Here is a 25,133-nt window from a genome sequence, read left to right as displayed (position 1 = left end):
CTCTGTTCACCGCAATACCGCTCTGGAAGCAAGTTATGCGCCAGTCATTCTTCGCTGACCACATCGCGCATGACAAACAGCATGCCCGCACTTTCATACAGTCGCCGGGCACGCAGGTTGGTTTCCAGCACCTTGAGGTCCACATAGGGCTCGCCGCGTTGCTTGAACACCTGGAACGCGTGCAGCAACAAGGCGCGACCCAGCCCCTGACCCTGGGCGCAGGGGTGCACGGACAGGTTCTTGATAAACGCGCTGGTCCAGCACTGGGCCACGCCCAGAATGCCCGTCTCGTTGCTGGCGACCAGGCACAGGGTGGGGTCGAACTCGGCATCGGTGACAAACCGGTCCTGCCAGGTGTGCAGATCGGGTACGCGGCCACCGCCCTGTTCCTGAGTCAGGCGCAATACCGCATGAATCGCCGGGGCCAGCTCATCGCGGTAATGATCCAACTGCGTACCGGCCGGCCAGTGCGGCGCGGGCAGGCTCCCGGTGAGGGGGCGGCGCAGCAGCTGAAAATATGCAGCCATGGCTCAACGACCTTGTTGCGCCACGGTCTGGGCGGCCACCACCAGGCACTTGGTCAGCTCGGGGGACGAGAACTTGGTCAGCACCGCGTTGGCGCCAGCCAGCCGTGCTTTTTCACTGTTCATCGCACTGTCCAGAGAGGTGTGCAGCAGCACGTAGAGGTGCTGGAAGTCCGGGGTTTCGCGCAGGGTGCGGGTCAGGGCGTAACCGTCCATTTCGGACATTTCGATGTCCGACACCACCACGTTGATTTCTTCGCCGGTGCCTTGCAGCTCCAGCAGCACATCGATGGCTTCCTTGGCACTGCGCGCGGTGTGGCAGGTCAGGCCGAGGTTGCGCAGGGTATGCACCGACTGCTGCAACGCCACCTGGCTGTCATCCACCACCAGGATCCGCGCATGGCCGAGCACTTCGGCTTCTTCCATGGTCAGGTCGGTCGGCGCCGCTTCGATCGGGGCCGGGGCGATGCCGTGGATGACTTTTTCGATATCGAGCACCTGTACCAGGCCGCCTTCCACCTGCGTCACGCCGGTGATGAACGCGCGATTACCGCCGGAGCCGTAGGGCGGGGGGCGGATATCGGTGGTCAGGCAGTGCACGATCTTGCTCACCGCCTGCACGTGCAGGCCCTGCTTGGAGCGGCTCACATCGGTGACGATCAGGCAGCCACCATTCGGATCTTCCAGCGGCATCTCGCCAAGGGCGCGGCTCAGGTCGATCACCGACAGCGAGGCGCCGCGCAGGGTAGCGATGCCTTTGACGTGCGGGTGCGACTCCGGCAGTTTGGTCAGCGGCGGGCAGGGGATGATTTCGCTGACCTTCAGCAGGTTGATGGCCATCAGCTTGCCGCTGCGCAAGGTAAAGAGCAGAAGCGAGAGTGAATCTGCGCGGGCTTTGGAGGTAGGCATAAAAACCTTCTGTGAATCAGGGAGGACGATCTATGGAAGGTTATCGACCTGCGCGGCCCAGGCTTTAGCCCTTCCACACTTGCGGGTTCACCAGATCCTGCGGCTTCTGCCCGAGCAGGGCGCTGCGCAGGTTGTCCAGGGCACGGTTGGCCATGGCTTCGCGGGTTTCGGTGGTGGCCGAGCCGATGTGCGGCAGGGTCACGGCATTGCTCAGCTGGAACAGCGGCGACTCGGCCAGCGGTTCCTGCTCGTACACGTCCAGCCCGGCGCCGCGAATGGTCCGGTTCTGCAAGGCCTGGATCAGCGCCGGTTCGTCCACCACCGGGCCGCGGGAAATATTCACCAGGATGGCGCTGGGCTTCATCAGCCCCAGCTCGCGGGTGCTGATCAGGTGGCGGGTCTTGTCGTTCAACGGCACCACCAGGCAGACGAAGTCCGCTTCGGCCAGCAATTGCTCGAGACTGCGCAACTGCGCGCCCAGTTCCTGTTCCAGCGCCGGCTTGCGGCTGTTGCCGCTGTACAGGATCGGCATGTTGAACCCCAGTCGCCCGCGCCGCGCGACCGCCGCGCCGATATTGCCCATGCCGACGATGCCCAGGGTCTTGCCGTGCACATCGCAGCCGAACAACGGTGCGCCGACGCTGGCCTTCCACTGCCCGGCCTTGGTCCAGGCGTCCAGCTCGGCCACGCGGCGGGCGCTGCTCATCAACAGGGCGAACGCCAGGTCGGCGGTGCTTTCGGTCAGCACGTCGGGGGTGTTGGTGAGCATGATTCCACGCTCGGTGAGGTACGGCACATCGTAGTTGTCGTAGCCCACCGACACGCTCGACACCACCTCCAGCTTGCCCGCGCCTTCGAGCTGCGCGCGGCCCAGTTTGCGGCCCACACCGATCAAGCCGTGGGCGTGGGGCAGGGCCTCGGCGAACTGCGCGTTGATATCCCCCAGCTTGGGATTCGGCGCGATCACCTCGAAGTCCTGTTGCAGGCGTTCAATCATCGACGGGGTGATGCGGCTGAAGGCGAGGACAGTCTTTTTCATGGCAGGCGGGGCTCATCGACTACGGAAGAATGCCAGGCACGCTAACATTCCTGCCGGCGGTTGTCAGGACACCGCCGATCCAATCTGGGCACCGGACACACTGTGTTGTTTGCTGGCTATCAATTAGCCAACCGCACCCCACCCAGGCTGCCGCTCAATTCATACGCCACCAGTTCGGCCTGATGCGCCGCCAGAATCTCCGGCAGTGAGCCGCGCAGGTATTCCACCCAGGTTTTGATCTTCGCATCCAGGTACTGGCGCGACGGGTAGATGGCGTACAGGTTCAGCTCCTGGGAGCGGTAGTTGGGCATCACCCGCACCAGGGTGCCGTTGCGCAGGCCTTCGATGGCGGCGTACACCGGCAGCAGGCCGACGCCCATGCCGCTGGTGATGGCGGTTTTCATTGCGTCGGCCGAGTTCACCAGGAACGGCGAGGTGTTGATCGCCACGCTTTCCTGGCCTTCGGGGCCATTGAACGTCCATTTGTCCAGCTGGATCACCGGGCTGACCAGGCGCAGGCAGGCGTGGTTGAGCAAGTCCTGGGGGCGCTGTGCGCACCCCTTGGCCTTGACGTAGTCCGGCGACGCGCAGGCGATGCTGTAGGTGATGCCCAGGCGCTGGGATACGAAGCCCGAGTCCGGCAGTTCGCTGGCCAGCACGATGGACACGTCATAGCCCTCGTCGAGCAGGTCCGGCACGCGGTTGGCCAGGGTCAGGTCGAAGGTCACGTCCGGGTGGGTGCGGCGGTAGCGGGCGATGGCATCGATTACGAAGTGCTGGCCGATACCGGTCATGGTGTGCACTTTCAGTTGCCCGGCGGGGCGGGCATGGGCGTCGCTGGCCTCGGCCTCGGCCTCCTCGACATACGCAAGGATCTGTTCACAGCGCAGCAGGTAGCGTTTACCCGCCTCGGTGAGGGCAATGCGGCGGGTGGTGCGGTTGAGCAAGCGGGTTTGCAGATGGGCCTCAAGGTTGGAGACCGCGCGCGAGACGTTGGCCGTGGTGGTGTCCAGCTGGGCGGCGGCGGCGGTGAAGCTGCCGGCTTCGGCCACGCAACTGAAGGCGCGCATGTTTTGCAAAGTGTCCATGGGGGGTTCTCAAGGTCGATGGCAAATTGTGACATGAAGTTGCCAGCAGGTGTGTATCCGCTGGGCACGACCTAAGTCGATGAAAATCCCCGCCAGGGCTCAGTCCAACCGCCAGGCCTCGCTGACTTTCGCCACATAGTGCGGCAGGTAAGCCAGCAACATCCGGTCCAATGCCTGTCGCGCCCGCGCACGATTTTCCGGTGTCGGCGCCGCAAGCGTGTCGGCGGCCTGCTGTGCCAGCGTTTCAACCGCCTGATCGAGTGCCGGGCCGATACGCCTGAGTACGTCCAGCTCAGCGCTCAGGACACTGCCCGGTGATTGTCGGCCCATGGCGTCGAACAGCTTGGACAGGTCATCGCTGTGTGCCTCTATATAACGGTCCCAGCCGGGCCTGTCTTCGGGGTTGGCCAGGTAGCGGCGGGCGACCGGTAGCAGGTGGTCCAGCGAATCGGTGCCCCATTGCTCCTTGTGCAGCGATTGCCGGGTGCGCAACGACTGCAATTGGACGCCGGTGTAGTGGCTGATCGGTTCCGGCAAGGCCAGGTCGCGATGCTTGTCGCGGGTATGGCGGGTCAGAAGCACTACCGGTTGCCCATGCTTGATCTTGACCAGCACGTGGGTGGACGGCTGTCGGGCGGGGTCGAGCAGCGATGCGCTGATGGAGTGGATCAGGTCTTCCCAGTCGAAGGTCTGCTTACCCAGGGCCGCCAATGCTTCGCGCAGTGCCGTGACCACCCCTTTTTTGCATTTGAGCGGGGCGATATCGATCGCCAGGTAGTCGCCACTCAAATGTGGATCGTCGGATGTTCGGTGGCTGACCTCGAGGGTCACGCCTTTACCGCCCTCGGCCCGGGACGAGACCGAGGCGCTCACCGACCCGCTCAGTATCTGGGTCGGGGCCTTCAGTTGATAGACGCACAATGCCTGCGGCCGCAGAAGGGCGCGGTGCTGCTGGATCAGGTCGCGTATGTCTGCGTTCACCACTGGATCGACAGGCCCCAGGTCCTGAAGCAGCACGTAGCGCTCCAGCAGTGATTGGGCCTGTTGAGTGCGCAGGTCAACGACGGCGTTTGCGCGCGGTGAGTTGAGCTGTTGAACAAAGTGTCGGCTGCTGGACGCCACCTGTGCATTCAGATCCGCCAGCAGCTTGAGCGGCGTGTCCGCCGACGATTGTCGGGTGGCCAGTTGCTGCCGGGCCAGCGCCGGCGCTGTGTCGTACAGGCCAAGGATATCAAGCATCTTGGACTGCACAGTGCGTTGCAATGTCAGCGCCATCGCAGTGTTTACCTTCAGAAAGCTGAAGACATCCAGCGCCAGTCTGCTGCCTGCAGTCATTTTAAAACCGCATTCGGTCATCACCGGCTGCTCGGTGTGTTGCAGGCAGGGCAATTCAACGTCGCCCAGGCCATTGGCGGCCAGTGCCTCGCGGGTGTAGGGCTGGCTCTGTGCGCTGTAGTCCCGATGCCTTTGCAAATGGAAACGGTCACTCAAAATGGCCGGAAAATTCCGCACGGTCCGGGCGATATTTTCACTCAGGGACGTGCGCACCGAGTGGCTGCGGGCATCGGCATAGTGCGCATGGCTTGGGTACTCCCGTGAGGATAAATAGCCGATTCCCAGTTGATGACCCGACGTGCCCGCCGTCACGTTCGCCAGCGTCGAGTTCAGTTTGCCCAGCAGGCCAACCACGCGGGTGCTCCTGATGCGCTGGTCGTCGGTAACTTCCACCTGGGAATCGGCCGCCAGGTAAGGGCCTGCACTTAACTGTCGCGTGGGTTCCAGCGCGAATTCGTAGCCGAGGTGGCGATGGTTGATACGTTTACCACCGGCATCGATATAACCCAGCGCTGACAACACGCCTTGGGTCAGACGCGTGTGCCTGGTATCGCTGGTAGCGGCCCGGAACTGCCACTTAAGGGCGCGGCACAAGCGATAGTCAGCTTCGATGTTTGGATCATCGACACTGCGGTGGCGCTTGAGCAAGTGCTCGGCCTTTTTGAAAAAATGATAGAAATCGGGCAGTTCCTCAGCCGCCATCTCCAGCCTGGCCGGACTGTTGGACAGGGTGTGATGAAGCGCTTCGAGCGCCTCTTTATCGCGCGGATAGCCGGCCAGGTTCATCAGCTTTTCCAGCACCGTGTCGAGGACCCAGCGCGCATCGCGCTGTAAGGGCAACCTACCTGGGCTCAGCGGTTCCGGATGAATGTGCAGTTGCCTGCGCAAGCCGTCGGCGCAGGCTTCGGCGGGTGACAGAGGCGCGGCGGCAGGGGCAAGGACGCTCAAGGGAGGAAGCATGGGCGGCTCCGCAAGAAATGAATGTTGCCCATTATGTGAAGCTGCCCGCACCGGACTGTGTAGGGCAAACGCCCGGATTATCGCCTGAACGGTAACAAAGATTCACAGGAATGCCCGCTTATCGGCATCCCCCGCGCCCCCTAGAATTGCGCCACCTCTCCCGCTTCACCCATCTCAGGAATTCGCTTGCCGTGCCGCGTCGCATCAGCAGAGAGCTGAAGACTCTCAGTGTTTGGGCTTTATCGTTAGCAATCAGCGGCTGCATCGGAACCGGAGGAATCGCCCCGCAAGGCCAGGCCCTCGACGCCAATCAACTGGCGACCGACGAGGCGATCCAGCAGGCGGTGCAAGATGCCCACTGGCCCACCGCGCAGTGGTGGCGAGCCTACGGCGACCCGCAACTGGACCACTGGGTCGATCTCGCTACCCGGCACAGCCCAAGCCTGGCCATGGCCGCCGCGCGGGTGCGTGAGGCGCGGTCCATGGCCGGGTTGGCCGAGTCGGCCGAGGCGCTGCAGATCAACAGCGACACCACCCTCAAACGCCACAATTGGCCCAAGGATCAGTTCTACGGGCCGGGCGAATTGAGCGGTGCCAACACCTGGGACAACAATTCGTCCCTGGGCCTGAGCTATGCCCTGGACCTGTGGGGGCGCGAAAGCAATGCCACCGAGCGGGCGGTCGATCTGGCGCACATGAGCGCCGCCGAAGCGCGCCAGGCCCAGCTCGAACTGCAGAACAATGTGGTGCGCGCCTATATTCAGCTGTCGTTGCAGTACGCCAACCGCGACATCGTCGCCGCGACCTTGGCCCAGCAACAGCAGATTCTCGACCTGGCCAACAAACGCCTCAATGCCGGGATCGGCACGCACTTCGACGTAAGCCAGGCCGAAACGCCGTTGCCGGAAACCCATCGCCAACTGGATGCGCTGGACGAAGCCATCGCCCTGAGCCGCAACCAACTGGCGGCGCTGGCGGGCATGGGGCCGGGGCAGGGCGCGCAATTGCGGCGCCCGAGCCTGTCATTGGCTGCGCCGCTCGCACTGCCGTCGAGCGTGCCCGCGCAACTGCTCGGCCAACGTCCGGATGTGGTCGCCAGTCGCTGGCAAGTGGCGGCGCAGGCACGGGGCATCGATGTGGCCCATGCCGGTTTCTACCCTAACGTCGATCTGGTCGGCAGCCTCGGTTACATGGCCACCGGCGGCGGCATGCTGGAATTTCTGGCCGGTAAAAAATTCAATTACAGCGTCGGCCCGGCCATCACCCTGCCGATTTTCGACGGCGGCCGCCTGCGCGCCCAACTGGGTGAAGCCAGCGCCGGTTATGACATCGCGGTGGCGCATTACAACCAGACCCTGGTCAACGCACTCAAGGGCATCAGCGATCAGTTGATCCGTCGCGAGTCCATGGGCAAGCAGCAGGCCTTCGCCGCGAAATCGGTGGCCTCGGCGCAGAAAACCTATGACATCGCGATGATCGCCTACCAACGCGGCCTCACCGATTACCTGAACGTGCTGAACGCCCAGACCCTGCTATTTCGCCAGCAACAGATCCAGCAGCAGGTGCAGGCCGCGCGCCTGAGCGCCCACGCCGAACTGGTGACCGCCCTGGGCGGCGGCCTCGGTGCCGGCGACGACGTGCCGGCGCCCGCCAAGACCCTTCCGAGCAAAACCCCGGCGGCGCTGGCCGTGTTCGATCACTGAGTAGCTTGCGATGACTTCCTTGCCTGCACCGCTGCGCTGGTTGCACGCCCTTGAGTGGCGCCGTGGTTTTTTCGATTGGGCACGCAGCGACGGCGTGACCTGGGTGTATATCTTCAAAGTGTTGATCGCGGCATTTCTCACGTTGTGGCTGGCCATGCGCCTGGAATTGCCGCAACCGCGCACCGCGATGATCACCGTGTTTATCGTGATGCAGCCGCAGAGCGGCCAGGTGTTCGCCAAGAGTTTTTACCGCTTCCTCGGCACCCTGGCGGGGTCGGCGGTGATGGTCTTGCTGATCGCCCTGTTTGCGCAGAACACCGAGCTGTTTCTTGGCGCGCTGGCGATCTGGGTCGGCATCTGCACCGCCGGCGCCACGCGCAACCGCAACTTTCGCGCCTATGGGTTTGTGCTGGCCGGGTACACCGCCGCGATGGTCGGCCTGCCGGCCCTGGCGCATCCGGATGGCGCATTCATGGCGGCGGTGTGGCGCGTGCTGGAAATCTCTTTGGGGATCATCTGCTCGACGTTGGTCAGTGCTGCGATCCTGCCGCAGACCTCCAGCGCTGCCATGCGCAATGCACTTTATCAGCGCTTTGGGGTATTTGCGTTGTTCGTCACCGATGGCCTGCGCGGGCGCAGCCAGCGCGACGCCTTCGAGGCCGGCAACGTGCGCTTCATCGCCGAAGCCGTGGGCCTGGAAGGACTGCGCAGCGTCACCGTGTTCGAAGACCCGCACATGCGCCGGCGCAACGGTCGCCTCAGTCGTCTCAATAGCGAATTCATGAGCGTCACCACACGCTTCAACGCCCTGCACCAATTGCTCGAACGCCTGCGCGCCGATGCCGCCGACCACGTGGTCGCGGCGATCAAACCTGGCTTGCAGGATCTTGCCGAACGGCTCGATGGTTTCTCCGCACGTGCACTTACGAGTCCCGATGCCGCCCGCCTGGTGACGCAATTGAGTGCCTACAAGGACGGCTTGCCCGCCACCGTGCGCAGCCTGCGCGCAATCTTCCAGCAAACGCAGCCCACCGAAGCCGAGCAACTGGATTTTCATACCGCCTACGAGTTGCTGTACCGCTTTGTCGACGACCTGCACAACTACGCGCAGACCCATGCCTCCCTGGCCGATCACAGTCACGCGCGGGAAGACTGGGACGAGCCCTACACACCGAAAACCAACTGGCTGGCTTGCGCCGCATCCGGCATTCGCGCCTCGTTCATTCTGATTGTGCTGGGCAGTTACTGGGTCGCCACCGCCTGGCCCAGCGGCGCCACCATGACCCTGATCGCAGCGGCCACCGTCGGCCTGTCCGCCGCCACGCCCAACCCCAAGCGCATGGCGTTTCAGATGGCCTGCGGCACCTTCATCGGTGCCCTGGTGGGGTTTGTCGACATGTTCTTCGTGTTCCCCTGGATCGACGGTTTCCCACTGTTGTGCGTGATGCTCGCACCGGTCATCGTTGCCGGCGCCTTTCTCGCCTCACGCCCGCAATACGCCGGTGTCGGTGTGGGCCTGCTGATTTTCTTCAGCACCGGTTCGGTGCCGGACAACCTCACGGTCTACAACCCCTACACCTTTATCAACGACTACATCGCCATGGTCATCGGCATGCTGGTATGCGCGGCGGCCGGGGCGATCATCCTGCCCCCCAACAGCCGCTGGTTGTGGCGCCGCCTGGAGCAGGACCTGCGCGAACAAGTGGTGTATGCCATCAGCGGCAGGCTCAAAGGCCTGGCCTCCAGTTTCGAGAGCCGCACCCGCGACCTGTTGCACCAGGCCTACGGCCTCGCCGTGGGCCAGCCGCAGGTGCAGCGCGACTTGCTGCGCTGGATGTTTGTGGTGCTGGAGGTCGGCCACGCGATCATCGAGTTGCGCAAGGAACAGGCGATCCTGCCGGTGCACCCGGCGTACGCCGAATCCCAGCCGTGGCGCCAGGCCATCCGCGTGATGGGTCGTTCGCTGGTGCGGCTGTTCCTGCAGCCCAGCGCGAGCAATCTGGAGCGCGGGCTCGTCGCCGTCGACCATGCGATCAGCCGCGTGCAGGCCACTGACGAACCGTTCGCTCCGCACTTCGACACTTCGGCCCTGCGCCGGGTGAAAAGCTACCTGCACTTTATCCGCACCTCGCTGCTGGACCCGCAATCGCCGCTGGCGGCCCTCAAAGGATCCTCCCATGCCCCGTGAGATCGCATTCCACGGCCTCTACATGCCGACCATGACCCTGATGTTCCTGATCGCCGCCGTGCTGGCCTGGGCGCTGGACCGCTTCCTGGCCGGGTTCGACCTGTACCGGTTTTTCTGGCACCCGGCGTTGCTGCGCCTGAGCCTGTTCGTTTGCCTGTTCGGCGCCCTGGCGCTGAGCGTCTACCGTTGAGAATGCCCCGATGAAAAAATTTTTCAGCCTGCTCGCCACCTTGCTGGTACTGGCCCTGGCGATCTGGATTGGCCGCACGCTGTGGGTGCACTACATGGAGACGCCGTGGACCCGCGATGGCCGCGTGCGCGCCGACATCATCAATGTCGCCGCCGACGTCACCGGTGAAGTGGTCGACGTGCCGGTGCGTGACAACCAGTTGGTAAAAAAGGGCGACCTGCTGATGCAGATCGATCCGGAGCACTACCGCATCGCGGTCAAACAGGCCCAGGCCCTTGTCGCTTCGCGCAAAGCCACCTGGGAAATGCGCAAGGTCAACGCCCACCGCCGCGCCGACCTCGACGCGCTGGTGATCTCCCGGGAAAACCGCGACGACGCGAGCAACATCGCCGACTCGGCACTGGCGGATTACCAACATGCGCTGGCCCAGCTGGAAGCGGCGGAACTGAATTTGAAACGGACTCAGGTCTTAGCGGCGGTGGACGGCTACGTCACCAACCTCAACGTCCACCGTGGCGACTACGCACGCATCGGCGAGGCCAAGATGGCCGTGGTGGATATGAACTCGTTCTGGGTCTATGGCTTCTTCGAAGAGACCAAATTGCCCCATGTCAAAGTCGGCGACAACGCCGATATGCAACTGATGAGCGGCGAGACCTTGAAGGGCCATGTGGAAAGCATCTCCCGCGGCATCTACGACCGCGACAACCCCGAGAGCCGCGAACTGATCGCCGATGTGAACCCGACGTTCAACTGGGTGCGATTGGCCCAGCGGGTGCCGGTGCGGATTCACATTGATGAAGTGCCGGAGGGCGTGGTGTTGGCGGCGGGGATTACCTGCACGGTGATCGTTGACCAAGCGCAGAATTGAAATGTGGGGGGGCAATCCCCCTCCCACATTTGACTGTGTTATGCCTTGATGAAGGTCTCATGCAAATGCCGCCACAACAGCGCACCACTGGCCTGTTTCTCGAACACCACGGTGGCTCGGCGGTCGGTCTGCGTGCCGCTGTCGTCCACTTGATGTTCGCGATAGGTCACCGTGGCGCCGCGCGCGTGGCGGTCAATCCCGGTCATTTCGCTCAAGGTGATTTTCAAGCCAGGGCGCATGCCGCCCAGGCGGGTGAACAGTGCGTTGACCCCGGCCGCATTCACCCGTGCGCCGGTGGCGGGGGCGATCATGCTGAAGTCGGGCGAGAAACGCGCGAGCAGGTTCTGCAGGGTGCCTTCAGGCGCGACGCCGGCAAACCATTGCTCGATCTCGATGTGGGTCTGGGTCACTTCTTCAAAGAAATCGCTGTAGTCGATCATTTACAAACTCCCATTCAAACCAAAGCGTTTTTTCAACACGGTTTCCAATAATCCTTTGGGCAACAACGCCGCCAACAACGGCAACGCCCGGCTGCCATTGCCCGAGCGCAACAGGCGCGGCGGTTGCGGTTGTCGCACCGCCTTGAGCACATCGGCCGCAAACACTGCAGCGGGTGTCGGTTTGTCCTGGGACGCCTGGCTGCGCGCACGAATGCCCTCGCGCAACGGCCACCAGGGCGATTGTTGGTTGATCAGCAGTTCGGCCTGGGCGCCGGCATTTTTGGCGAAGTGGGTGTCGATGGCGCCGGGCTGGACCTCCATCACGCGCACGCCAAACGGTGCCAGTTCCATGCGCAATGCATCGCTCAACGCATGCACGGCGGCCTTGGACGCACAGTAGGCGCCGGCGAAGGGCGTGACCAGCACACCGGAAACGCTGCCGATATTCACCACCAGGCCCTTGCGTTTGCGCAGGGCCGGGAACAGCGCCTGGGTCACGCCGACGATGGAGAACACATTGGTTTCGAACTGGCGCTGCAGGGCCTCGGTGCCGCCGTCGAGCAGCGGGCCCATGGCGCCGTAGCCGGCATTGTTGATCAGCACATCCAGCTCGCCCAGTTGCTCGGCCAGGCGCTGCAAGGCATCACTGTCGTTGACATCAAGTTCGACTGCAGTGAAACCTGCGGCGGCGAGGACGGTTACGTCTTCAGGGCGGCGGGCGCTGGCCCATACGTTGAAGCCGGCAGCCTTGAAGGCATCGGCCAGGGCGCGGCCGATGCCGCTGGAGCAACCGGTGATGAGTACGTTGGGCATGGAGCAGTCCTTTGTCAGTCCGAGAAACTGCCTTGCAGGTGCTCGGCGCGAAATTCCAGGGTTTGCGGGCGGTAGCCGGGGCGTAGCGGTGGGGTGGGCAGGCAATCGTCCCAGGTGGCGCCGGCCTGCAATTCGCCGGGGCCGCGATAGCGCGGGGCGGCGTAGACGTTGTCGGCCAGGTTCACGGTGTCGCCCGGTGCGTAGGCGGCCACGCGCCAGCGCAGTTCGGTGAGGGGCACGTCGTTGCCGTTGTTCAAGGTCAGCTTCAGCGGCCGATCGGCCGGGCAGTCCTGCGGCGCGTAGGTGATGCGCAGTTCCAGGCGCGCCAATTGTGAGGCTTCGCGGTTGTCCAGCCACACCACCCAGACGGCCACGCAACCCAGGCCGGCCAAGGCGGCGAGGGATACCGGCAGTGCTTTGGCCGGGTAGCGCAGCAGCAGGATCAGCCAGGTGATGATCAGGAGAACGCCGAAGAACATGGAGACCACCTCGAATTTGGAACCAGCATCCTAACTTAAGCGTAGGTGGGATTGGGTAGCTTGAGTGCTGTGGTGGCCTTGCGGGCCTTATCGGGGGCAAGCCCCCTCCCACATTGGAATGTATTCACAGATCAAAGGTGGGAGGGGGGCTTGCCCCGATAAGGCCCTCACAGCCAGCGAAAATCAAAAAAAAGCCCCCACCCAACCCACTGCGGATAGGGGACGCAATGGGTTGGGCGAGGGCTTCTTGTACGACTGTTTTACTGCGCGATAGTTTTCACCGACACGCCACGTTCTACCGGCGTCGAGCGGCCGTAGATGTCTTCGAAGCGTTCGATGTCGTCTTCGCCCAGGTAGCTGCCCGATTGCACTTCGATGATCTCCAACGGGATCTTGCCCGGGTTGCGCAGGCGATGCACCGAGGCGATCGGGATGTAGGTGGACTGGTTTTCGGTGAGCAGGAACACGTTCTCGTCACAGGTCACTTCAGCGGTGCCGCTGACCACGATCCAGTGTTCGGCGCGGTGGTGGTGCATCTGCAGCGACAGGCACGCGCCCGGCTTGACCGAGATGTGCTTGACCTGGAAACGGCCGCCCATGTCCACCGAATCGTAGGAGCCCCACGGACGATACACTTCGCAGTGGTTCTGGGTTTCGCTGCGGCCCTGTTCGTTGAGGGTGTTGACCATCTGCTTGACGCCCTGGACCTTGTCCTTGTGGGCAATCATCATCGCGTCCTTGGTTTCCACCACCACGATGTTGTCCAGGCCGATCACCGACACCAGTTTGCCGTTGCCGTGCACCATGCAGTTGCGGCTGTCCTGGATCACTACGTCGCCTTTGCTCACGTTGCCGTTGGCGTCTTTGTCGTTGACCGCCCACAGCGACGCCCAGCAACCCACGTCGCTCCAACCGGCGCTCAGCGGTACCACGCAGGCGCGCTGGGTTTTTTCCATCACGGCGTAGTCGATGGAGTTGTCCGGGCAGCAGGCGAAGGTGGCGTCGTCGAAGGTCACAGTGTCGGCGGTCTGCTCGCTGCGCTCCAGGGTCAGTACACAGGTGTCGTAGATGTCCGGGTCGTGTTTTTTCAGCTCTTCCAGGAAGCGGCTGGCGCGGAACAGGAACATGCCGCTGTTCCAGAAGTAGCCGCCGCTCTTGACGAACTCGACGGCGCGTTTTTCATCGGGTTTTTCCACGAACTGCTGCACGCGGCTCACGCCTTCTGGCAGCAGCGAATCGTTGGTGGACTTGATGTAGCCGTAACCGGTTTCCGGACGCGTAGCCGGGACGCCGAACAGCACCATCTCGCCGCGCTCGGCGGCCACGGTGGCCAGGGCCAGGGCACGTTGCAGGGCCTTCTGATCGTCGATCACGTGGTCGGCGGGCAGCACCAGCATCAGCTCGTCGCGGCCTTCATTGACCAGCATCATCGCGGTCAGGGCCACGGCCGGCGCTGTGTTGCGGCCAAACGGTTCCATCAGGATGCGTTGGCATTCAAGCTTACGCGCGGCCAGTTGCTCGTTGACGATAAAACGGTGGTCCTTGTTGCAGACCACGATCGGGGCGTCCATGCCTTCGAACACCAGGCGCTCCAGGGTTTGCTGGAACAGCGTGTGCTCACCGGTCAGGGCCAGGAATTGCTTGGGGAACTGTTTACGGGAAAGCGGCCAAAGACGTGAGCCGCTACCACCGGAAAGGATTACTGGGATCATGGGTGTTTCTCCTTGAATCGATTTGGGTCAGAGCCTGTGGGAGGGGGCTTGCCCCCGAGGCGGTGTTTCAGTCGGTACATCTGTTACTGAACCACCGCATTCGCGAGCAAGCCTGCGCCCACAGGGGGAGCGTCAATTTCAAAAGCTAATCAGCGGGTCGACACAGGGCGTTTCACCCAGACTGGCGACAGGCTCGAACCCGAGCCCGTTACATACAGCACCGCCGCTTCACCACGTTCCAACGCAACCGGCTTCACATCGCCGACTTTCTTGTCACCGTCATACAACGCCAGGCTCACCTTCACCGGGTTGATCTCGCGCTCGCCGCGGCCCTTGGCGGCCACCGACTTGACCACGTCGGTCTTGCCGTCGGCGGTTTTCAGGGTCAGGGCCTTGTCGCTGAGGTTCTGCACGCGCACCAGGGATTTCTGCTTGTTCTTGAATGGCGGCTCTTCGATCAGTTGCGGCTGGCCGCTGCTGTTGTTGACCAGGGTGTAGTAGTGATCGGCGGCGAGTTTGACCGGCACGGTCTGGCTGCCCACCTTGGCGCTGTAGTCACCGCCTGGCATGAAGCTGAAGTCGCTGCTGGCCAGCGGGGCCACTTCGCTGAGGTTGGTGTTGCCGACTGTAGCGCTGACTTCCTGGTTGCTGGCGTTGTAGATGCGCACGAAGCTTGAGCCTTTTGGCGCGGTCGGGCCGTACAGGGCGGCGTCGCCGCCGGCGAAGGCAGACATCGATACGAAGCTCAAGCCGGCAGCGATGGCCAGGGTCTTGGCGAGACGACGAGGAGTAGTAGTGAAAGTCATGTGAGTTACCTCTCTTTCAGTTTTGCGCCCGGTCGGGCGTCTCGGATTTTTTAAGGGTGTTCTGTGCCATGTTTTGTTGGCGTGAACCGGCTTGTTTAAGTTGCGCAACCCACGATGGGTCGGCATCACCGATTTCGTTGTTGACCGGCAGATAACGTTCTGGGAACTCCCAGATCAGCACTTGTGGCGGGTTGTTCTTGAAGTCGTCGCTTTTCAGGTAGCTGAGCATGGGCAGGATCGGGCCGTGGCCGTCTTCGGCGTAGCTGATTACATCGCTGCCCAGGGCTTGCTTGAGGGCGCCGACGAAGTTCCAGTTCGGGTTGGCGCTGTAGCTGGTGCCCACCAGTGCAACTGGCGTTTCGCTGTCGCTGAACAGCGCGTCGTCGCCTTTGGTTTCAGCCAGGTGCGTAACGCGTTTTTCCAGCGGCTCCTTGGGCGGCATCAGGTTTTCGAACAGCGGGTCCAGGGGCAGGAACAGACGCAGGTCGCCTTTGTGCGGCTCGATCTTCTCGGCCTCGGTCACAAAGCGCTGCGGCTCGCCACTGAGCGGGGTCTGCTCGGCAATCGCCTTGGCCAGTTGCCTGGCGGCGACTTCCGCGCCGTCCGGGGTCCAGTGGGTGTCGGTGCGCAGGAACACTTGCTTGCCGCTCAACTTGGCCTGTTGCAGCGGGCCAAGCAGGTCGGGAGCAGGAATCTTGTCGGCGGCGACACGGGCGTGGAAGTCCTGGTACAGGTTGGCGTGGATGCTCGCCGGCTTCACTTCACCCAGGTGTTCCGGGTACAGGCGCACCTTGGCCGGCACGATCGCCATCACCAGTTGAATGCCCTGGGCCTTGAGCTTCTGGCGCACGCCTTCGACCAGCGCGTAGTTGCCTTCCAGGTTCTGGTCTTCGTTGACGGCGGGGTTGAACTCCTCGTCGCTGTACAGCCAGTGATCGCGGCCCAACACCACGCCAGGACGGCCTTCATTGAACAGCTTGTAGTCCAGCGCGGCCCACAGGTTGGTGCCCAGACGCTTGATCGGGAACTCATCGTCATAGTGAGTCTCGACGGCCTTGGTCCAGCGACCGTTGAGCACGGTGGCGTCGGCATTGGTGCTGAAGCCGAAGAAACTGCGCAGCGACCAGGCGCCCAGTGCCAGCAACAGCACCAGGAACAGGCCGATATAGAGGATGCGTAATGAACGGGTCATGGTCGGCTCCCTCAGAATTGGAAGTAAAGGAACGGCGAGAAACTCTGCGCCGACAGTTTGAGAATCGACGCCACGAACAGCGCCAGCACCGCAGCGCGCATGGCGTAGCGTGGCCAGTCAGCGGTCCAGTAGGCCGGTTGCACGGCGGCGTCCTGGCCCACGGTGAAGCCGGGCTGATGGATGCTGCCGGGGTTGTCGCCCGGCACGGCCTTGATCAGGCTCGGGTCGGCCGGCTTGGTTTTATCGGCGGGGCGATTGGTGTAGAAGTCGCGCAGACCGAAGAACGCCAGGGTTGCGTACGCCACCACCAGGGTTGCCACTTGCAGGCCGGTAAGGCTGGCGCGGTTGAGTTCCGACAGCGACCACTCGCCAAAGCTGAACATCGCACCGTACATACGGCCGGCGACGTGCAGGTTTTCGGCGCGGAAGATCACCCAGCCCATCACCACCAGCAGGAAGGTGAAGGCCCAGCGCAGCACATTGAAACTGCGCGGCGCGGTGTTCAGGCCGATGGCTTTTTCAATCGCCAGCCACATGCCGTGCCAGGCGCCCCACACGATGTAGGTGATGTTCGCACCGTGCCACAGGCCACCGAGCAGCATGGTCAGGAACAGGTTGCGATAGGTGATCAGCGTGCCTTTACGGTTGCCGCCCAGGGTGATGTACAGGTAGTCACGCAGCCAGGTCGACAGGCTGATGTGCCAGCGGCGCCAGAACTCGGTGATCGACTGGCTGATATACGGCTGTTTGAAGTTTTCCATAAAGCGGAAACCCATCATCAAGCCCAGGCCGATGGCCATGTCGCTGTAGCCGGAGAAGTCGAAGTACAGCTGCGCGGTGTAGGCCAGTGCACCCAGCCAGGCATCTCCGGTGGTGGGGTTTTGCAGGGCGAAGCAATGGTCGGCCACCACCGCCAGCGTGTCGGCGATAAAGACCTTCTTGATGAAACCCTGCATGAACCGCGTGCAGCCTTCGGAGAACTTATCCAAGGTGTGAGTGCGGTTGTTGAACTGGTCGGCCAGGTCGCGGAAGCGCAGCACGGGGCCGGCGATCAGGTGCGGGAAAATCGCCACGAACGCCGCGAAATCGATGAGGTTACGCGTCGCCGGGGTGTCGCCACGGTACACATCGATGATGTAGCTGATGGACTCGAAAATGTAGAACGAGATACCGATCGGCAACAGCACGTGGGTCAGGATGAACGGCTCCAGGCCCATCGACTTCATCATCACATTGATGCTGTCGACACCGAAGTTGGCGTACTTGAAGTAGCCGAGGATGCACAGGTCGACGGCCACGCCGAGCAGCAGCCAGCGTTGGGCCGGTTTGGTGCGCACACCGGCGGCACCGACCTTGAGGCCGATCCAGTAATTCCACAGTGTCACGGCGGCAAACAGCGCCAGGAAGTCCACCCGCCACCAGGCGTAGAACACGTAGCTGGCAATCAGCAGCAGCAGATTGCGATAGCGTTGCCCGCTCAAGTAGTACAAGCCGAGAAAGATCGGCAAGAACAGAAACAGGAACACATTGGACGAGAAAACCATCCCGATCTCTCCATGTTTAACCAACAGTCAAGGGCCAACGGCCCCCCCAAACCCCCCCACGGTGTCGGGGGAAGCTTTGATCGTTCCCACGCTCTGCGTGGGAATGCCTTTTGTGACGCTCTGCGTCACGCTTTGGGACGCAGAGCGTCCCGTGCTGCATTCCCACGCAGAGCGTGGGAACGATCAGCGACTAGCTGCCTTTATTGCCTTTTTCATGCGCCGGGTCGTAGACCTTGGTCAGGTCGCCGCCCAGGCGGAAGGTCTTGAACGGCTGCATGCCATGCTTGCGTTCGATCACATCCGGCGCGCAGGTGTAGAGGGTGCAGAACGGCTCAAGCCAGGCATATTTCATGTCCTCCTTGAGGTCCTTCATGTCCTGCTCCTTGCCGTTCTTCTGCTCGAAGATCTGCGGGTCCTTGACCCCGGCCAGCACTTTGTCGCCCAGGCGCTTGAGCGCGCTGTTGTTTTCCTGGCGCAGGTCCACGCCATTGACCAGGGCAAAACTGGCGATCATCGACAGCGGCGGCAGGGCGTAGTTGTGGTACGACAGCGCGCGCTGCTGGCGCTTCAGTTCGTTAGGCAGGAAGCCTTGGTCGTCGACCTGATTCACGCCGACCTTGTATTCCTTCACCGCCCAATCGAACAGGTCGCGGCGGTTGGTGGCGACGGAGGTTGCCATCACCGACCAGGCGGCCCAGTAGGAATGGTTGTTGGTTTTTTCCAGCGGCAGGTTGTCCCAGTCGCTGACCACTTGATCGGCCAGTTTGTTGAACCAGGCTTCGATCAGCTGCGATTCCTGCTGGTGGTTGGCCAGCGGGTGCGAGTCGGAAAACTTCAGGCGCACATAGGCCGAGGCCATGCTGCCCAGCGCCCATTTGCGCATGGACTTGCCGGTGTGGTTGAAGTCCTTGGACATCAATGCATCGGCCTTGGCCCAGGACACCAACCAGTTGAGCGTGCATTCGAGCTGCTCCGGGCGCCCGTCGCGCATGAACTGCATCACGCGCTTGCTGGTGTCTTTTTCCAGCTTGGTGATGTCGGCGGTGCTGTCGCGAAAGGCTTTTTCCGACTGCACGTTCAGGGTTGAGCGCGCCTTGTCGGAACCTTCGTACTTACTGCGAAACTGCAGCGGCCCGGTGTACGGCGTCGGCATGGTGTCGCAGTTTTCCTTGGCCTCGCCGGTCTTGAACGCTTCAATCGGGGCGAAATAGCCTTGAGGCGGACGCAGCGGGGCGGCGGCGTTGACTGAACCGGCGAACATCGCCAGGCCCAGCAGGGTAGGTAGCATCAACTTTTGCATAAGTAACCTCACTTCCCGAGTTGGGCGGTCTGTTGACCACCGCTTGGGAATACGTTGCGTGTGCAAATTTTCGCTTCGACCTTCTGCGCGGCGGCACCCTTTTCAGGGCCCTGCACTTCCACGGCCAGCAAGTTCTGCGAGGCCCAGTCTTCATCGGTGCGCAGTTCAAAGGCGAAACGCCCGTCTGTATCGGATGTTTCGGGTTTCTCGATCTTGATGTCCTCGTGGCGCCCGTTCATGTACCAGAGGGTGGCTTGCAGGGTTTTCACCGACGGATCGGCAAAGCGGATATCAACTTGGTGGTTGGCGTTGCGCAGGTCTTTGTTCGAACTGTTGACCAGCAATTCGTTCTTGCCGGGCTTCAAGGTGGCGCTGGCGCTCATCTGCGCGGTCTTGCCTTCGCAGCCGTTGTCCAGCAGCGCCATCATCTGGCGATAGATGGTTTCCTGGTCGAGGCGATACAGCGGCGAGAACTCCCAGATCAGGATCTTGGGCGGTGTCTTCTGGAATTCGTCGCTGCCCAGGTATTGGATCATCGAGCCTTCCAGGCCGCCGCCCGGGAAGGCGACGTTGAGAATGTCGGCGCCGATTTCTTCTTGCAGGAAGCCGGCGAAGTTGTAGTTCTTGCCGCTGTGGCTGGTGCCCACCAGCGTGATCTGCGGGTTGCCCGAATCGCTGAACAGGTCGCCGTCGCCCGCTTCGCCCTTGGGCTCGGTGGTGAACTGGTCGATGTACTGGATCGCGTAGCTGGTGCCGCACAGTTGCCCGGCCATGTTGTGCAGGGTGCCGGTCTTGCCCATGCGTCCGGTGCGCTTGGTTTCGAATTCGCGCTTGGGAATATCGGCGAACTGCGGCAGCTGCTTGACCTTGGCCGCGACGATTTTCGCGGTGCGCTGAGCGCCGTACGGGGTCCAGTGCTGGTCGCCACGGAAGTAGAAGTCGTGGGCCGGCAGTTCGTCCGGCAGTTGCTCATTGGTCAGCGGCGACAGGTCCGGCACCACATAGCCCATCTTGGCGAAACGGCCGAGCATGGTCTTGTAGTTGGTCAGCGCCTTGTCGAAATCGTACGAGGCTTTTTCCGCAGGGTTGAGCTTGTTGCGGTTCACCAGGCCACGGGTCGGCTGGTAGACCACCACCAGTTCCACGCCCTTGGCCTTGAACGCATCGTGCAACTGCTGCATGCGCTTGTAGCCGGCCGGCGTGGTGTCGAATTCGGTGCGCAGGTCTTCCTGGGTACGGAACAGCCAGTCGCCCTGGGCTTGGACCAGGGTGGTGAAGTTCTGCTGGTAGCGCGTGGTGTAATTTTTCGCGTCGTGGGCGGCCGGGCACAGGCTGCAGCACGGTTCTGCGGTGAAGGTCGGCGCCTTGACGTCGTCGGCGCGTACGCCCTGGCTGGCCGCGAGCAGGCCGAGGGTCAGACCCGAGAGGCTCAGCAGTTTGATCATGTGTGGGTGCATAAGGGTCATCCTCAGTCCTGCATTTCGGTCTGGCGTTCGACAGGGTCGATCAGCACGGCTTTCTGCTGGCGCACCAGCAGGTCGAGAATCTCTTCCTGGCGATCGCCGAGGACGCCGGAGAAGCTGATACCGCTGGATTTGGTCGGCGCCAGCATCGACACGCGATACAGCTCGATACTCAACGGCGAGTCGATGGACAGCGGCCCGCTGCCGTTCCCCGCCAGTTCCCCGCCGACCACGATCAGCGAAACCTTGGCGTCGAACGGGTCGAGGGCGATGTCGCGGTCGGTGTTGGTCAAGTCCTTGATGTGGCCGTAGACGCCGGTCAAACCGTTGGCCATCGCGGTGTTCTCGTACAGCTTGATATTCACGCTGTTACGCACGCGGATGCCGTGGCGACGGTTGCTGATCACCTTGTTGCCCCACAGCAGGTTGTCGCCGCTCTCATAGAGGGTGATGCCGTCGGTGTGGTTGCGGTAGATCTCGTTGTCGGCGATCAGGTTGTTGACGCTGTTCCGGTCGATCACCAGGCCCGAGAGTTTGTTGTCGTAGCTGCGGTTGTTGAAGATGAAGCTGTCGTTCACCTCACGGGAAATGATGATGCCGTGCTTCTTCTTGGTGCCGTAGACGGTGTTGTCCGCGATGATCAGCCCGTGTGAACGGTCGTGAGGGTCAATGCCGTAGACGATGTTGTCTTTGTAGGTGTTGCCCTTGAGCACGAAGCCCGTGGTTTCGTAGCAGTAGAAGCCGTACCACATGTCCGAGAACTCGGAATCGATGATCCAGCCGGTCGGCTCAGGGCGCTTGAGCACCTTGGCCATGTTCGGCGTGTACTGGGAAATACTCACCCCGTACGACTTACTGTTGGCGTAGCCGAAGCTGGCCATCTTGCTGTTGGCGACGTAGGTCTCGGTGCCGCCCCAGGCCAGCAGAAACGGACGAAATTCCTTGGGCGACTTGAACAGCGCCGGGCCGTTGGCCTTCTCGCTCCAGCCAGTGATTTTAGTGTCACGCACAAACAGCTGGCCGTCGTTGATCAGGAACGAACCGGCTTCCTGGGACAGGCGCAGCTCTTGGGTGCGCTTGTCGATTTCGAGGATGCCCTTGCGCCCGACCACGATCGGCAACTTGGCCAGGAACACGCCCGGCGAAGTTTCGCTCAGGTACTGCTTGGGCACTTTGCCCAGCAGGTCCTTGAGGTTCATGTAGCCGTCGTCGACAAAGATCGCCTGGGGAATGCCGTGCTGGCGCACCACCCATTCGGCCATCTTGTTATCGCCGCCGATAAAGTCCTTGAGCGCGTCTTCCTGCATCATGCGACGGATGCTGATCTTGCCCGGCTTGGTCCTGACGATCTTTTTTTCCATGGCCGCGGCGGTGTAGCCCGACAGGTCCGGCAGGGCAGGCTTGGCCATCTCCAGCGGCGCGGTCGGCGGGCTGGAAATGGTGTAGGTCTTGGCCTGTTGCAGTTCCTTGGCGATGGTAGGCGCCTTGGCCGCCGTGTTGGCAAATGCCGGGGCACTGGCCACCAGCATTGCCGCGACGAGTAGGCTTTGAGCATTCATTGCACAGGCTCCCATCAGAATTTCCAGATCACGTCGACAAACGCGCGATGCATGTACGAGTCGACCTGGCTGCCGTAGGCGTCACCCGGTTTGAACACACCGGCACGGAACCGCACCAACGCCGACGGCTCGTCGATCGACTGGCTGAGCGCGGCCGGCAGCAGGCCGGTCTTGAAGTACTTGGTGACCACCAAGTCCATCTCCTGGCCCAGGTCTTTCTTGCCATCTTCCAGCGGCAGCGAGGTGCTGGACAGGATCGCGCCGGTCACGTCATCGGTGTTGTTCTGCACCGCATCGATGCCATTGCTGCCCACCGGCTTGTTGCCGTCCACGCGCCAGAACTTGTGGTACACCAGGCTGGCGTCGTAGTCCTCGCGCAGCTGCCAGGAACCGAACAGGCTCATGGACTGCATGTTGTTCATCTCGCCGCGAAACGCTTCGCCGAAGCGGTGCACGCGGGACTGGGTGCCGGTCCAATTCGAGCGGTTGCTCTGCAGGCCGTTCTGTTCGTATTCGGCGCTGGCGCGGGCATACGCCGCACCCACTTGCCACTGCGGGTCGAGACGCAGGCGAATACCCAGGTCGGTGGCCCAGCCGTTCACGTCATCGCTGCGCTTGGCCTGGTCCGGGCGGCTGCCGTCTGCTTTGAGGGCGTTGACCGTGTCGCGGTCGCCCTGCATGCCGGTGATGCTGGCCCAGTAGTTGACGGTGTTGGTGTTGCGCCAGTTGTAGGCGTCGCTGTTGGCTTCGATGCCGAGCCAGGTCAGGTCGCCGTTCTCGCGTTTGTCCAACGAGTCGGTGGGCACGCCCGGTTCCGGGTAATCCAGCTTGCCGTCGTCATGGGTGTGATGGCCGCGCAGGCCGATCCACTGGCCCGGCATCCACTGGTAGGACGCATCGGCGTAGAAGTGCTGGCGGTCCTTGTCCTTGGGCGACAGTTCCTTGAGGTCGGTGCGGTATTCGCTGAAACGTTCGGCGGCGCCCACATTGGCCTTGAGCAAGGTGGTGTCGAAGGTCCAGTTCAGCGCCTCGATATTGGTGTCGCGCCACTGGCCGTCGTCGTTGCGCAGGCGTTGACGACCGAACTTGAGAATCTCGCCGGGGTAGGGCGTGAAGCCGCTGTAGCCGACCCAGAACTCGCGCATCGCCAGGTAGTTTTTCTTGGCCTTGCGGTCGTTGTTGGTGGTTTGCTGGTTTGCATCGTCGGCCGACTGTTGCAGGGTGTCGGTCTCGATGATGTCGCTCGACACCACCGCCTGGCCCATCGCATAGCCGCTCCAGTTACCGCTCTCGCCGTAGATCCACGGGCGCAGGTCCAGGCCGACACCGTTGACGTCGCCGCCTTTCTGGGTGCCGAGGTCGCGGTCGTCTTCGGACTGTGCGGTGGCTTTGACTTCCAGGCCGAAGTTCTTGGCTTCGGTCAGCGCGGCCAGGGTCGGGCACGACCACAGCAGGGCGAAGGTCAGGCCGATACCGGCCTTGACGAATGGGTTGAGCTTCATAGGGATTCCTCGCCGTCTTCTTCTTGCAGGGCGTGCAGTTGCAGCGTGCTTTGGGCCAGGGTGCCGCGTGCGGCCAGCTCCTGTTGCACCAGGCGTTGGCCTTGGGCGCGTTGTTCAGGAGTCAGCGGGGCTTCGAGTTGAGCGGCCAGGTCATTGGCCTGCGGCGTGTCCTGGGCCTTGGCCAACTGGCCGAAGACATACGCATTGACAGGGTCGGGCTTGGTGCCCTTGCCTTGGGAAAACAATTGGGCGATGGCGAAATCGGCGCTGTTCTGGCCGTTGCGCGCAGCGGTCAGCAAGTGGTCCAGGGCCTTTTGCGGGTAGACCTTGCCCAGGTAGCCACGGCGATAGATCTGGCCGAGGTAGTAATCGGCGGCCACTTCCTTGCCTACGGCCTTTTCGAAATGCGCCTCGGCAGCCTTGGCATCGGCCGGCACCCACTTGCCTTCGTAATAGAGCTTGCCCAGCAACAGTTCAGCGCGCGGCTGGTCGGCGGCGCGGCCGTTGTCCAGGTATTTCATCATTTGCTCGACGTCGCCCAGTTCGGGGAAGTCGTAGAGCAGTTGCGCCAGGCTGACCCAGGAAGCCGGGTAGCCGGGGGCGATTTTTTCCAGCAGGGCCTGGGCGGTTTTCTCGTCGGTCTTGCCCAGGGAGGCATCACCCAATACGCGGGCAACGCTGTCGACCCGTTGAGCGGTGACAGTGCCACGGCTGTAGCCGGCTTCCATCTGCTTGAGCAGTTCGGCCTGTTTTTCCGGCTCGGCTTTCTTCTGGTAGACCGTGGCCAGTTCGACGTAGCAAATGTCGGTGGTGCTCAGCGCGGCTTTGCAGATGCGCTCCACATCATCCAGATGCTGATCGTAGGTGTTCTGGGTGCGATACAGCAGCACCTGGGCCAGGCCCGCTTCCGGGTAACCCGCCGCCTGCCACTGGCTGATCTGCTGCTGGGCATTCACGTTGGGAAAGCTGTGAGGGTATTGCAGGTACAGCATCGCCAGGGGAATCAGGGTGTTGCCTTCGCCATTGGCAAAGGCTTTTTTCAGCAGGGTTTCGGCTTCGTGGTGCTCGGCCTCGGTAGCGCCGGGCTTGGCCACCAGCAGGCGACCCAGGCGCGCCTGGGCGCGAGGCGAGGTATCCGCTGCGGCGCGGTACGTGGCCTCGGCCTGTTTGATCTGCGCCGGGTCGCGGGTGCCTACCTGGATATCGGCCAGGCCCACCTGGGCCTCGCTGTAGCCCAGGTCGGCCAGTTGCTGGTAATTCTGCTGCGCGGTGACGGTGTCGCCACGCTTGAGCGCTTCGTTGGCCAGACGTTGGTCGGGCAGGCCGGCGCAACCGGCCAGCGAGATAGCCAGGGCCAGTGCGCAGTAAGCCGAGGCGAAGTGCGATCTGGAAGGAGCTGGCTTGCCTGCGATACGGGCACCTCGGTGTTGCAGATGTACCGAGTCGATCCCATCGCGGGCAAGCCCGGCTCCCACATTGGTCAACGGTGTATTCGGAAGAGTCACAGGCATGTCCT

Annotated in this window: 21 protein-coding genes; 4 read left to right on the top strand and 17 right to left on the bottom strand. The window is 62.5% G+C overall.

Going from position 1 to position 25,133, the window contains the following annotated elements; genetic code table 11:
- Positions 1–44: 44 nt before the first annotated feature.
- From OSC50_RS19540 to OSC50_RS19520, 5 genes are all read right to left on the bottom strand, one after another.
- Entirely contained in the window at positions 45–527 is a 483-nt protein-coding gene (locus tag OSC50_RS19540; RefSeq protein WP_266247997.1) for a GNAT family N-acetyltransferase, read from the bottom strand.
- Positions 528–530: 3 nt separating this feature from the next.
- Positions 531–1,433, bottom strand: a complete 903-nt coding sequence (locus OSC50_RS19535) for a chemotaxis protein CheV (RefSeq protein WP_181078520.1) — start codon at positions 1,431–1,433, stop codon at positions 531–533.
- Between the two features lie 64 nt (positions 1,434–1,497).
- Positions 1,498–2,472 carry a 2-hydroxyacid dehydrogenase gene (locus OSC50_RS19530; protein WP_181078518.1) on the bottom strand — a complete coding sequence of 325 codons (975 nt, stop codon included), beginning with the start codon at positions 2,470–2,472 and terminating at the stop codon, positions 1,498–1,500.
- Positions 2,473–2,591: 119 nt separating this feature from the next.
- The gene (locus OSC50_RS19525; protein WP_181078516.1) at positions 2,592–3,560 is read right to left on the bottom strand and encodes a LysR family transcriptional regulator; all 969 of its coding nucleotides are present in this window, start codon (positions 3,558–3,560) and stop codon (positions 2,592–2,594) included.
- A gap of 99 nt (positions 3,561–3,659) precedes the next feature.
- The gene (locus OSC50_RS19520; RefSeq protein ID WP_266247998.1) at positions 3,660–5,855 is read right to left on the bottom strand and encodes a hypothetical protein; all 2,196 of its coding nucleotides are present in this window, start codon (positions 5,853–5,855) and stop codon (positions 3,660–3,662) included.
- 191 nt (positions 5,856–6,046) lie between these two features.
- On the opposite strand from OSC50_RS19520, the gene OSC50_RS19515 reads away from it, so the two are divergent.
- The 4 genes from OSC50_RS19515 to OSC50_RS19500 are packed head-to-tail and all read left to right on the top strand — an operon-like array spanning position 6,047 to position 10,807.
- A complete protein-coding gene (locus OSC50_RS19515; RefSeq protein ID WP_266247999.1) occupies positions 6,047–7,558 on the top strand; it encodes an efflux transporter outer membrane subunit in 1,512 nt (503 codons plus the stop codon).
- A gap of 10 nt (positions 7,559–7,568) precedes the next feature.
- Complete coding sequence (locus tag OSC50_RS19510; protein ID WP_266248000.1) at positions 7,569–9,746, top strand: FUSC family protein; 2,178 nt, start codon at positions 7,569–7,571, stop codon at positions 9,744–9,746.
- The gene (locus OSC50_RS19505; RefSeq protein ID WP_003171907.1) at positions 9,736–9,936 is read left to right on the top strand and encodes a DUF1656 domain-containing protein; all 201 of its coding nucleotides are present in this window, start codon (positions 9,736–9,738) and stop codon (positions 9,934–9,936) included. Before OSC50_RS19510 ends, OSC50_RS19505 begins: the two co-directional genes overlap by 11 nt.
- Before the next feature lie 10 nt (positions 9,937–9,946).
- Positions 9,947–10,807 carry an efflux RND transporter periplasmic adaptor subunit gene (locus OSC50_RS19500; RefSeq protein WP_181078508.1) on the top strand — a complete coding sequence of 287 codons (861 nt, stop codon included), beginning with the start codon at positions 9,947–9,949 and terminating at the stop codon, positions 10,805–10,807.
- Positions 10,808–10,845: 38 nt separating this feature from the next.
- Here the strand turns inward: OSC50_RS19500 and OSC50_RS19495 are convergent, their stop codons facing one another.
- The 12 genes from OSC50_RS19495 to algK form a co-directional block, all read right to left on the bottom strand.
- Positions 10,846–11,247 carry a nuclear transport factor 2 family protein gene (locus OSC50_RS19495; protein WP_266248001.1) on the bottom strand — a complete coding sequence of 134 codons (402 nt, stop codon included), beginning with the start codon at positions 11,245–11,247 and terminating at the stop codon, positions 10,846–10,848.
- Complete coding sequence (locus OSC50_RS19490) at positions 11,248–12,060, bottom strand: SDR family oxidoreductase (protein ID WP_266248003.1); 813 nt, start codon at positions 12,058–12,060, stop codon at positions 11,248–11,250.
- A gap of 14 nt (positions 12,061–12,074) precedes the next feature.
- Positions 12,075–12,539, bottom strand: coding sequence for a multidrug transporter (locus OSC50_RS19485; protein ID WP_181078502.1), 465 nt, complete (start codon positions 12,537–12,539; stop codon positions 12,075–12,077).
- A 260-nt stretch (positions 12,540–12,799) separates the two neighbouring features.
- Positions 12,800–14,251, bottom strand: a complete 1,452-nt coding sequence (locus OSC50_RS19480) for a mannose-1-phosphate guanylyltransferase/mannose-6-phosphate isomerase (protein WP_181078500.1) — start codon at positions 14,249–14,251, stop codon at positions 12,800–12,802.
- A 149-nt stretch (positions 14,252–14,400) separates the two neighbouring features.
- On the bottom strand, positions 14,401–15,057 hold the full coding sequence (locus OSC50_RS19475; RefSeq protein ID WP_253510557.1) for an alginate O-acetyltransferase AlgF: 657 nt from the start codon (positions 15,055–15,057) through the stop codon (positions 14,401–14,403).
- A gap of 16 nt (positions 15,058–15,073) precedes the next feature.
- Complete coding sequence (locus tag OSC50_RS19470; protein WP_181078496.1) at positions 15,074–16,249, bottom strand: alginate O-acetyltransferase; 1,176 nt, start codon at positions 16,247–16,249, stop codon at positions 15,074–15,076.
- Positions 16,250–16,260: 11 nt separating this feature from the next.
- Entirely contained in the window at positions 16,261–17,793 is a 1,533-nt protein-coding gene (locus OSC50_RS19465; protein ID WP_181078494.1) for an MBOAT family O-acyltransferase, read from the bottom strand.
- A 190-nt stretch (positions 17,794–17,983) separates the two neighbouring features.
- A complete protein-coding gene (locus OSC50_RS19460; RefSeq protein WP_253510559.1) occupies positions 17,984–19,093 on the bottom strand; it encodes a mannuronate-specific alginate lyase in 1,110 nt (369 codons plus the stop codon).
- Positions 19,094–19,101: 8 nt separating this feature from the next.
- On the bottom strand, positions 19,102–20,550 hold the full coding sequence (locus OSC50_RS19455; protein WP_266248006.1) for an alginate O-acetyltransferase: 1,449 nt from the start codon (positions 20,548–20,550) through the stop codon (positions 19,102–19,104).
- Positions 20,551–20,561: 11 nt separating this feature from the next.
- Complete coding sequence (algG, locus tag OSC50_RS19450; protein WP_266248007.1) at positions 20,562–22,130, bottom strand: mannuronan 5-epimerase AlgG; 1,569 nt, start codon at positions 22,128–22,130, stop codon at positions 20,562–20,564.
- Positions 22,130–23,617, bottom strand: a complete 1,488-nt coding sequence (locus tag OSC50_RS19445; protein ID WP_181078486.1) for an alginate export family protein — start codon at positions 23,615–23,617, stop codon at positions 22,130–22,132. Before OSC50_RS19445 ends, algG begins: the two co-directional genes overlap by 1 nt.
- Complete coding sequence (gene algK, locus OSC50_RS19440; protein ID WP_266248009.1) at positions 23,614–25,128, bottom strand: alginate biosynthesis TPR repeat lipoprotein AlgK; 1,515 nt, start codon at positions 25,126–25,128, stop codon at positions 23,614–23,616. Before algK ends, OSC50_RS19445 begins: the two co-directional genes overlap by 4 nt.
- Positions 25,129–25,133: the final 5 nt, after the last annotated feature.

Source organism: Pseudomonas quebecensis, from assembly GCF_026410085.1.
Lineage (GTDB): Bacteria > Pseudomonadota > Gammaproteobacteria > Pseudomonadales > Pseudomonadaceae > Aquipseudomonas > Aquipseudomonas quebecensis.
This window is presented reverse-complemented; position numbering and strand designations above follow the sequence as displayed.